Origin of the sequence: Flavonifractor sp. An92 (assembly GCF_002159175.1) — a bacterium.
Lineage (GTDB): Bacteria > Bacillota > Clostridia > Oscillospirales > Oscillospiraceae > Pseudoflavonifractor_A.
Window position 1 is genome coordinate 25256 of record NZ_NFGZ01000033.1, and the last position, 8972, is coordinate 34227.

An 8972-nucleotide genomic window follows, 5' to 3' on the forward strand; every position below is an offset into this window, starting at 1 on the left:
ATTTTCTGTTATACTTATGAGTATAAATTCCTGCGTACCGAGGGGATGTACCCGAGGACAACGGAAGGCAAAATGCAAACTGTACTGACCGGAAGGGGGTTCTCCCCTCCTGACGGGTAAGGCAGCGGGCACCCACCACAAAGCGGCTTTGGGCTTTTTATAACCTCTGCCGCCTGGTTCTGCGTCCCTCGCCCCGGTACAGGAGTACCGGGGCGTTTGTTTTTTGCTGAGATCTGCACAGAAGGAGCGATTTGTATGGAAAACCGCATCGCCGTCATCGGCATCATCGTGGAGAACCCCGAGGCCACCGAGCAGCTCAATTCCATCCTGCACGAGTATGGGGAGTACATCGTGGGCCGCATGGGTATCCCCTACCGTCCCCGCAGCCTGCACATCATCAGCATCATCATCGACGCCCCCACCGAGGTCATCAGCGCCCTTTCGGGCAAGCTGGGGATGCTGGAGGGCGTGTCCGCCAAGGCCACCTACTCCAAAGCCCCCGCTCATGGGGAATAACCCCGCCCTCTCCGCCGGAGAGCTGGAGGAACTGCTGGCGCTGGAGGATTTTTCGCCGGTCTACCGCCGGGCCAACGAGGTGCGGCGGGAACAGGTGGGGGACACGGTCCATATCCGGGCCATCCTGGAGTTCTCCAACGTGTGTAAGCGCAACTGCGCCTACTGCGGTCTGCGCGCCGCCCATGCGGGGGTGGAGCGCTACCGCATGACGCCGGAGGAGATGGTGGACACCGCTGTGGAGGCCCACCGGGCGGGCTACCGCACCCTGGTGATGCAGTCGGGGGAGGACCCCTGGTACACCCCCGAGCTTTTAGGGCAGATCGTTCGCGAGATCAAGGCCCGCACCGACATGGCTATCACCCTCAGCTGCGGAGAGATGAGCAAGGCCGATTACGCCCACCTCCGCGCCTGCGGGGCGGACCGGTACCTCCTCAAGCACGAGACCGCCGACCCGGAGCTCTACGCCACCCTTCACCCCGATGGCACCCTGGAAAACCGCCTGCGGTGCTTAAGGGATTTAAAAGCCCTGGGATACGAGACCGGCGGCGGGTTCATGGTGGGCCTGCCGGGACAGACCAACGCCACGCTGGCCCAGGACCTTCTCACCCTGGCCTCCATCCCCTGTGACATGGCGGGCATCGGGCCCTTCCTCCCCCATCCGGATACCCCGCTCCGGGGCTCCGCCCCCGGCAGCACCGAGGTCACCAAGCGCTGTGTGGCCCTCACCCGGCTGCTGCTGCCCCGGGCCAATCTCCCCGCCACCACCGCCCTGGGGGTGCGCAGCGCCGGAGAGAAGAGCGACGTCTTTTCCTGCGGGGCCAACGTGGTCATGCTGAAGGTGACCCCCACCTGCTACAAGCGCAAGTATGAGATCTATCCCGCCCCCCTGCCCGACACCCACATCGCCCAGCAGCGCCGCACGCTGGACGAGCAGATCCGGGCCCTGGGGCGCATCCCCTGTTGATTTTGGAACACGAGAAAAGAGGTACTTATCATGGCTTATAATGTGAAATCCATGGTCGCCACCGAGTTCATCGATGACGCCGAGATCCAGGAGACCCTGGCTTACGCCGCCGCCCACAAGAACGATCGCGCCCTGGTGGAATCCCTGCTGGAGCGGGCCAAGGACTGCAAGGGCCTGACCCACCGGGAGGCCGCTGTGCTGCTGGAGTGTGACGACCCCGAGCTCATCCACAAGATGGAGACCCTGGCCATGGAGATCAAGCAGAAATTCTATGGCAACCGCATCGTCATGTTCGCCCCCCTGTACCTGTCCAACTACTGCGTCAACGGCTGCCGCTACTGCCCCTACCACGGCCAGAACAAGCACATCGCCCGGAAAAAGCTCACCCAGGAGGAGATCGTCCGGGAGGTGGTGGCCCTTCAGGACATGGGCCACAAGCGTCTGGCTCTGGAAACCGGCGAGGACCCGGTGCGCTGCCCCATCGAGTACGTGCTGGAGAGCATCAAGACCATTTACGGCATCAAGCACAAGAACGGCGCCATCCGCCGGGTGAATGTGAACATCGCCGCCACCACGGTGGAGAACTACCGCAAGCTCAAGGAGGCCGGAATCGGCACCTACATCCTCTTCCAGGAGACTTATAACAAGAAGCAGTACGAGTACCTCCACCCCACCGGCCCCAAGAGCAACTACGCCTACCACACCGAGGCCATGGACCGGGCCATGGAGGGCGGCATCGACGACGTGGGCTGCGGCGTGCTGTTCGGTCTGAACCTCTATAAGTACGACTTCGTGGGCCTGCTGATGCACGCCGAGCACCTGGAGGCGGTCCACGGCGTGGGCCCCCACACCATCAGCGTGCCTCGGGTGCGCCGGGCCGACGACATCGACCCCGACGAGTTCGAGAACGGCATCACCGACGCCCTCTTCCAGCAGATCGTGGCCATCCTGCGCATCGCCGTGCCCTACACCGGCCTCATCATCTCCACCCGTGAGAGCAAGGAGTGCCGGGAAAAGGTCCTCCGCCTGGGCGTGTCCCAGATCTCCGGCGGCTCCCGCACCAGCGTGGGCGGCTACGCCGACGGCGGCGAGGAGGAGGACTCCAGCCAGTTCGAGGTCAGCGACAACCGCACCCTGGACCAGGTGGTGAACTGGCTGCTGGACGGCGGATACATCCCCTCCTTCTGCACCGCCTGCTACCGGGAGGGCCGCACCGGCGACCGCTTCATGAAGCTGTGCAAAAGCGGCCAGATCGTCAACTGCTGCCACCCCAACGCCCTGATGACCCTGAAGGAGTACCTGGAGGACTACGCCTCCCCCGACACCTATAAGAAGGGCATCGCCCTCATCGAGCGGGAGATCCCCACCATCACCAACCCCAAGGTCCGGGAGACCGTGCTGCGCCACCTGAAGGACATGGACGGCGGCATGCGGGACTTCCGCTTCTAAGAAAGGAGTTCCCATGAGCCTCACCCAGACCCCCCAGGCCGAGCGGCTCCACATCGCCCTGTACGGCAAGCGCAACGCGGGCAAGTCCAGCCTCATCAACGCCCTTACCGGCCAGCCGGTGGCTCTGGTGTCCGATGTGGCGGGCACCACCGCCGATCCGGTGCGCAAGGCCATGGAGCTCCACCCCATCGGCCCGGTGCTCTTCATCGACACCGCCGGGTACGACGACGTGGGCGAGCTGGGCGCGCTGCGGGTGGAGGCCACCCAGGAGACCCTGGAGCGGGCCGACGTGGCCCTGCTGGTGCTGTCCGCGCCCCCCACGGCGGAGGACCTCACCTGGGCCGACGCGCTGCGGAAGAAAAAGATCCCCTTCCTCACGGTCTGCAACCAGGCCGACCGGTGGGACGATCCCCTCTCCTCCCTCCCCGACGAGCTCCGGGAAAATGCCGTAGCGGTGAGCGCCCTCACCGGCGACGGTATCGAGGACCTCCGCGCCGCCCTGGTGCGCCTCATCCCCGAGGGCTTCCAGCAGCCGGAGCTCACCGCCCGGCTGGTGCAGCCGGGGGACACAGTGCTGCTGGTGATGCCCCAGGACATCCAGGCCCCCAAGGGGCGGCTCATCCTCCCCCAGGTGCAGACCATCCGGGACCTGCTGGACCGCACCTGCACGGTGGTGTGCACCACGGCGGGTGGGCTCCAAAACGCCCTCTCCGCCCTCGCTCAGCCCCCCAAGCTCATCATCACCGACTCCCAGTGCTTCCCCCAGGTGGCCGCCGCCAAGCCGGAGGAGAGCCTGCTCACCTCCTTCTCGGTGCTCTTCGCCGCCTACAAGGGGGACATCGAGGCCTTCGTGGCCGGGTCGGCTGCCATCGACGCCCTGACGCCCAACAGCCGGGTCCTCATCGCCGAGGCCTGCACCCACGCCCCGCTGGAGGAGGACATCGGCCGGGTGAAAATCCCCGCCCTCCTGCGCAAGCGGGTGGGGCAGTCTCTCCAGGTGGACGTGGTGGCGGGAACCGGCTGGCCCAGCGATCTGAGCCCCTACGACCTCATCATCCACTGCGGGGCCTGCATGTTCAATCGGAAATACGTTCTCTCCCGCCTGGCCGCCGCCCAGGCCCAGAGCGCGCCCATGACCAATTACGGCGTGGCCATCGCCCGCCTGACCGGAATTCTGGATCAAGTCGTCTGGTAACACCGGCAACGGGGCCGGAGCCTTACAAAAAGGCTCCGGCCCCTCTTTTAAGTTCCAAAACACACCCGCACTGCCCAGGCCGCGGCGATGAACCCGGCCAGGTCCGCGCACAGAGCGGCGGGGAGGGTGTAGCGGGTGCGCCGCACCCCGGCGGCGCCGTAGTACACGGCGATGGTAAAAAAGGTGGTCTCGGTGGAGCCCAGCATCACCGCCGCGGTGCGCCCGATGGTGGAGTCGGGGCCGTAGGAGGCGATAAGCTCCGCCCCCACCCCCAGGGCCGCTGAGCCGCTGACCGGCCGCACCAGCAGAAGGCCCACCGTCTCCGGCGGAATGCCCAGCAGGCGCAGCAGGGGGGCCAGCAGTTCCGCACAGGCCTCCAGCGCCCCGGAGGCCCGCAGCATGTACACCGCCGTCAGCAGCGCCACCAAAGACGGCAGGATGCGCAGCAGGATCTGGAGGCCCTCCCCCGCCCCGGTGGTGAGGGCCTCGAACACGTCCACCCGCCTGGCGCTGCCCCAGATGGCCACCGCGCACAGCAGGAGGGGCACCAGCATGGTCAGCACACTCACAGCCGGCCCTCCCGCAGCGCCCACACCCGGCCCAGCACCTTGGCCGCCGTGATGCCCACCGTCACCGAGATGGCCGAGGCCAGCCACACCGCCGGCAGGATGTCAAAGGGTGTGGTGCAGCCCTGGGCCGCCCGGACACTGGCCACGGTGGTGGGGATGAGCTGGATGGAGGCGGTGTTGCACACCACCAGCATACACAGTGCGTCGTTGGCCACCCCCGGTGTGAGCCGGCTCATCCGCCGGGCCGCCCGGATGCCCAGGGGGGTGGCGGCATTGCCCAGCCCCAGCAGATTGGCCGAGACGTTGGCGGCAATGCTGTCCATCACCTCCCGATCCTCCGAAAAGGCGGGATACAGACGCCGCAGCAGGGGCCGCAGCAGCCGCGAAAGCCCCTCCATCGCGCCGGAGCGCCGGAGCACTTCCATCACCCCTGTCCACAGGCAGAGTACACCAGCCATGGACAGGCACAGCTCCACCGCCGCGCCCGCCCCCTCCAGCGCCGCCGCGGCCACCGCCTCGCCCCGTCCGGCGGCCGAGCCGCACAGCACCGCCGCCAACACCATGATCGTCCAGATCGCTGACATTTCCCTTCACGCCCCTCTCCCATTTCATGTGAAGAAACACACAATTATATGTGATGAAACCCGGTTAATGTCCCGGAATTTTAAACTTATTTTTGTAATATACAATAAATTCCATTTTTGCGACATAAGTCGAAATTTTCCCATCGAAATTTCCAAATTTCAATTGACAACGCAATACAACATGTTATAATAATTACAGTTTCTAGTTAATGATAGAAAAACATGGTATCCCACAGAAAGGACGTATCAATATGAAATCAACCGGCATTGTCAGAAAAGTGGATGAGCTTGGCCGCATCGTGCTCCCCATCGAGCTTCGTCGTACTCTGGATATCGCCGAAAAGGACTCTCTTGAGATCTATGTCGATGGTGCCTCCATCGTGCTTAAGAAATATCAGCCTGCCTGCATTTTCTGCGATGATGCCAAGGATGTCATCAACTTCCGTGGCAAGAATATCTGCCCCAACTGCCTGAAGGAGCTGCAGGGCCGCTAAGCCGCCACCCCGATACATCCAAACACAAACCCCCGCCGCCCGAAGGGGCAGCGGGGGTCTTCTTTTTGCCTTTCTCATGCAAATCCGCGCCGATTCGACCAGATTCGCGATTATACGTTTTGTAAAGGCTTCAAATTACTTTTTTTTACATAATAGTATTATGATTATTTTAAGGCTCGCCGCGGTTTTCCTGCTCTACCGCCGCGGCGTAGAGCTCGTTCCGGGCCAGGCCCAGCGCCTTTGCCACCTGCTTGACAGCGTCCTTCAGGGACCTGCCCTCCTCCCGCAGGGCGCGCACCCGCTCCAGGCCATCCTCCAGGGTGGGGGCGGCTTCCTCCACTGGCGCACACCCCTCCAGGACCAGGACGTACTCGCCCTTGGCGCCCTGGCTGGCGCAGCGCTCCACCGCGCCGTCCAGCGTGGTGCGGATGATCTCCTCGTGGAGCTTGGTCAGCTCCCGGCACAGGGCGATGCGCCGCGCTCCGCCGAAGGTGTCCCGCAGGTCGTCCAGGGTGGCGGAGAGCTTGTGGGGCGCCTCGTAGAAGATCATGGTGCGCTCCTCATTCCGCAGGGATTCCAGATGGGCCCGGCGGTTCTTTTTGTTCATGGGCAAAAAGCCCTCAAAGGTGAAGCGCCCGGTGGGGAGGCCCGACACCGAGAGGGCGGTGATGAGGGCGCAGGGCCCCGGGATGGCCACCACCGGCACGTCCGCCCCGGCACACAGGGCCACCAGATCCTCGCCGGGGTCGCTGACCGCGGGGGTGCCCGCGTCGGTGACCAGCGCGCAGTCCTCTCCCATCAGCAGGCGGTTGAGGATGGCCGGTCCGCTGGTGTCGGCGTTGTGGCGGTGGTAGATGACCATGGGCTTTTTGATGCCCAGGTGGTTGAGGAGCTTGACCGACACGCGGGTGTCCTCGGCGGCGATGAAGTCCACCGCATCCAGGGTCTCGGCCACGCGGCGGGAGATGTCCCCCAGATTTCCGATGGGGGTGGGGACCAAAAAGAGGGTTCCGGCCATAAAATCGTCTCCTTTGCGATCAGATGGGGCCCGCCGCGAAGGCGGCAGGCAGACACTCCAGCCCGGGCCGCCCGCCCTTCACGCTCTCCACCAGGACGGCGGAGGGAGCATGGGCGGCGTCATGCTGGAGGAATTGCAGTCGTTTGGGTTCCAGAGCGGCTCCCCGCAGCCCGGCGAAGAGGTCGGCCAGCCGTTCCGGCCGGTGGACCAGGGCAAAGCGTCCGCCGTGGCGGAGGAGTGCACCCGCCCTGCGGCACAGCCCCTCCAGGGTAACTTCCCCCTCCATGCGGGCGGGGTCGCTGCCCTTCCCGGAGCGGGGGGCAAAATAAGGCGGGTTGGACACCACCAGGTCAAAGATCCCCAGCGGGAGTGGCGCGGTGGAAAAGTCCCCCTCCAACAGGGTCCCTTCCAGGCCGTTTTCTTGGAAATTGGCCCGGGCGGCGGCCATGGCCTCTCCACTCAGCTCCACACCGGTGAGGGCAAGAGTGGGCTCCCGCCGGGCCAGCAGCAGGAGCAGCAGCCCCGCGCCGCAGCCCAGGTCGCACACCCGCCAATGCTTCCGCACCGTGGCGAAGTCCCCCAGGGCCAGAGAGTCCCGGCCCATGGGAAAGCAGCCCTCGGTCCAGGTGTAGCGGAAGGGACCCAGGATCTCACAGCCCCCCGCCATCAGCCCAGCACCTCCACCAGATGGCGGACGATGCGCCCGGTGATGCCCCAAATGGCCTTCTCTCCCCAGCGGTAGATGGGCACCTCCACCCGCCCGGCCCGGAAGGGGTAACCCTGGGGAAAGCCAATGGCCTCGTAGGGAAAATCCGCCCCCGGCCGGGGCTCCAGGGGATAGCTGGGACAGAGGGGCGCATTCTGGCGGAAAAAGTCCAGCGGCACCCGGAAGGTCTCGGCCACCTCAGCGCTCTGGAGCTTTAATTGCTCCGCCGCCGCGGCGTCCACCACCCCCAGCACCGGATGGAGGAGAAATCCGCTCTGGTGGAGGAGCACGTCCAGCTCGGCCACCACCTCCACGGCGGCGGCGGGGATGCCCAGCTCCTCCTCCGTCTCCCGGAGGGCGCAGGCCACGGCGCTCTCCTCCCCTTCCATCCGGCCGCCGGGAAAGCAGACCTCCCCCGGCTGGCGGCGCAGGGTGGAGGCTCGTACCTCAAAGAGGAGCTCCCAACCGGTGTTCCCCTCGATGAGGGGCACCAGCACGGCGTACTCCCCCGTGACATCCTGGACCCCCGGCGCGCGGCCGGAAAAGGCGGCGCACAGCTCCGCCCGGGTCATGCCAGCTCCTCCAGCCGCCGCTCCAGCGCCTGGAAGAGGGCTCCCACATGGGCCCCGTCCACCAGGCGGTGGTTGAGCTCCAGGGACACCAGGAGCTGGGTGCGGCCCTCCCGCTCCTCATACTTTCCCCAGGCCACCCGGGGGATGGAGTCGGTGGGGTCGGCGTCCCGCTCGTTGGTCAGGGCGGTGACGGGGAACCAGGGCAGGCAGGTGAAGTAGATGAGCTGGTCCTCCGGCCAGGGGCTCTCGGGCAGGAAGGTGGTCTGGGCGGCGCTGGCCGCCTTGGCCCGCCGGCAGAAGTCGGCCAGATTATCCCCTACCTCCAGGGTGGTGATGTGGAAATTGCGGCTGCCCGGGTGCAGGTCGGTGAAGCTGGGGACCAGATGGTCGTGGAGGATCAGGTCCTCCCCCCGGATCTTCACCCGGAACTCCTCCACGTCGTCCATGGCCTTGGTGACCAGCCACACCATGGCGCAGTAGAAGGACAGCCCCTTCTCCTTGGTGTAGCGGCGCAGGGCGGTCACATCCACCGGGAAGGTGAGGGTGTAGAAGGGGTGGGACATGGGCGCGAAAAAGTCATAGAGCTCCCGGCGGGGCCAGGTCTCCTTTTGGATGTATCGCATGGGCACTCCTTTCCAGACAGAGACAAATGGGAGCGGACCGCCCCGGCCCGCTCCCGTTTTGGAATCTCACAGGACGCTCCTGCTCTCAAAAATGCGCAGCCAGCCGCCGCGCAGGGCGACCATGGGCACGCCGCCCTCCACCCGCCGGTCGCCGGGCTCCCCGGCGTGGCGGTCCAGGCGCACCTCGCCCCGCACCACGGTGATGGTCTCCTCCTCGGTGCGGAAGAGGCACCCGTACCCGGCGAAGGCCCGCACCACCCGGTCGGCCCGCTCGGCCCGGTC

Annotated in this window: 12 protein-coding genes; 5 read left to right on the plus strand and 7 right to left on the minus strand. The window is 65.6% G+C overall.

The annotated features are described in order from the left end of the window. Window positions 1-255: 255 nt before the first annotated feature. Genes B5G43_RS15130 through hydF form a run of 4 tightly spaced genes read left to right on the plus strand, consistent with a single transcriptional unit; the run spans window position 256 to window position 4124 of the window. A complete protein-coding gene (locus tag B5G43_RS15130) occupies window positions 256-516 on the plus strand; it encodes a TM1266 family iron-only hydrogenase system putative regulator (RefSeq protein WP_087262828.1) in 261 nt (86 codons plus the stop codon). Further along, a complete protein-coding gene (gene hydE, locus B5G43_RS15135; RefSeq protein ID WP_087262830.1) occupies window positions 506-1480 on the plus strand; it encodes a [FeFe] hydrogenase H-cluster radical SAM maturase HydE in 975 nt (324 codons plus the stop codon). Before B5G43_RS15130 ends, hydE begins: the two co-directional genes overlap by 11 nt. A gap of 30 nt (window positions 1481-1510) precedes the next feature. Then, window positions 1511-2929: a [FeFe] hydrogenase H-cluster radical SAM maturase HydG gene (gene hydG, locus B5G43_RS15140; RefSeq protein ID WP_087262832.1), complete on the plus strand. Its 1419-nt coding sequence runs from the start codon at window positions 1511-1513 to the stop codon at window positions 2927-2929. 13 nt (window positions 2930-2942) lie between these two features. Continuing rightward, entirely contained in the window at window positions 2943-4124 is a 1182-nt protein-coding gene (gene hydF / locus B5G43_RS15145; protein WP_087262834.1) for a [FeFe] hydrogenase H-cluster maturation GTPase HydF, read from the plus strand. Between the two features lie 47 nt (window positions 4125-4171). Here hydF and B5G43_RS15150 read toward each other — a convergent pair whose 3' ends face one another. Together B5G43_RS15150 and B5G43_RS15155 are read right to left on the minus strand one after the other, a co-directional pair. Further along, window positions 4172-4693, minus strand: coding sequence for a nucleoside recognition domain-containing protein (locus B5G43_RS15150; RefSeq protein WP_242960626.1), 522 nt, complete (start codon window positions 4691-4693; stop codon window positions 4172-4174). Next, entirely contained in the window at window positions 4690-5277 is a 588-nt protein-coding gene (locus B5G43_RS15155) for a nucleoside recognition domain-containing protein (protein WP_087262835.1), read from the minus strand. The genes B5G43_RS15150 and B5G43_RS15155 overlap by 4 nt, the downstream gene beginning before the upstream one ends. Before the next feature lie 251 nt (window positions 5278-5528). Between B5G43_RS15155 and B5G43_RS15160 the strand changes: the two genes are divergently transcribed. Next, complete coding sequence (locus tag B5G43_RS15160; protein WP_087262837.1) at window positions 5529-5771, plus strand: AbrB/MazE/SpoVT family DNA-binding domain-containing protein; 243 nt, start codon at window positions 5529-5531, stop codon at window positions 5769-5771. A 169-nt stretch (window positions 5772-5940) separates the two neighbouring features. Here B5G43_RS15160 and rsmI read toward each other — a convergent pair whose 3' ends face one another. From rsmI to B5G43_RS17425, 5 genes are all read right to left on the minus strand, one after another. Further along, entirely contained in the window at window positions 5941-6789 is an 849-nt protein-coding gene (gene rsmI / locus B5G43_RS15165; protein ID WP_087262840.1) for a 16S rRNA (cytidine(1402)-2'-O)-methyltransferase, read from the minus strand. A gap of 19 nt (window positions 6790-6808) precedes the next feature. After that, window positions 6809-7456, minus strand: coding sequence for a methyltransferase (locus tag B5G43_RS15170; protein ID WP_087262842.1), 648 nt, complete (start codon window positions 7454-7456; stop codon window positions 6809-6811). Next, the gene (locus tag B5G43_RS15175) at window positions 7456-8067 is read right to left on the minus strand and encodes a CoA pyrophosphatase (RefSeq protein WP_087262843.1); all 612 of its coding nucleotides are present in this window, start codon (window positions 8065-8067) and stop codon (window positions 7456-7458) included. The genes B5G43_RS15170 and B5G43_RS15175 overlap by 1 nt, the downstream gene beginning before the upstream one ends. Further along, entirely contained in the window at window positions 8064-8690 is a 627-nt protein-coding gene (locus B5G43_RS15180; protein ID WP_087262845.1) for a CatA-like O-acetyltransferase, read from the minus strand. Before B5G43_RS15180 ends, B5G43_RS15175 begins: the two co-directional genes overlap by 4 nt. A gap of 66 nt (window positions 8691-8756) precedes the next feature. Continuing rightward, a partial coding sequence (locus tag B5G43_RS17425) for a hypothetical protein (protein ID WP_158097445.1) occupies window positions 8757-8972 on the minus strand: 216 nt, incomplete at its 5' end.

What these genes read in the sequence shown, in the direction of transcription:
- B5G43_RS15130 (WP_087262828.1), top strand. Translation starts at nt 256, where the DNA reads ATGGAAAACCGCATCGCCGTCATCGGCATCATCGTGGAGAACCCCGAG.
- hydE (WP_087262830.1), top strand. Translation starts at nt 506, where the DNA reads ATGGGGAATAACCCCGCCCTCTCCGCCGGAGAGCTGGAGGAACTGCTG.
- hydG (WP_087262832.1), top strand. Translation starts at nt 1,511, where the DNA reads ATGGCTTATAATGTGAAATCCATGGTCGCCACCGAGTTCATCGATGAC.
- hydF (WP_087262834.1), top strand. Translation starts at nt 2,943, where the DNA reads ATGAGCCTCACCCAGACCCCCCAGGCCGAGCGGCTCCACATCGCCCTG.
- B5G43_RS15155 (WP_087262835.1), bottom strand. Translation starts at nt 5,277, where the DNA reads ATGTCAGCGATCTGGACGATCATGGTGTTGGCGGCGGTGCTGTGCGGC.
- B5G43_RS15160 (WP_087262837.1), top strand. Translation starts at nt 5,529, where the DNA reads ATGAAATCAACCGGCATTGTCAGAAAAGTGGATGAGCTTGGCCGCATC.
- rsmI (WP_087262840.1), bottom strand. Translation starts at nt 6,789, where the DNA reads ATGGCCGGAACCCTCTTTTTGGTCCCCACCCCCATCGGAAATCTGGGG.
- B5G43_RS15170 (WP_087262842.1), bottom strand. Translation starts at nt 7,456, where the DNA reads ATGGCGGGGGGCTGTGAGATCCTGGGTCCCTTCCGCTACACCTGGACC.
- B5G43_RS15175 (WP_087262843.1), bottom strand. Translation starts at nt 8,067, where the DNA reads ATGACCCGGGCGGAGCTGTGCGCCGCCTTTTCCGGCCGCGCGCCGGGG.
- B5G43_RS15180 (WP_087262845.1), bottom strand. Translation starts at nt 8,690, where the DNA reads ATGCGATACATCCAAAAGGAGACCTGGCCCCGCCGGGAGCTCTATGAC.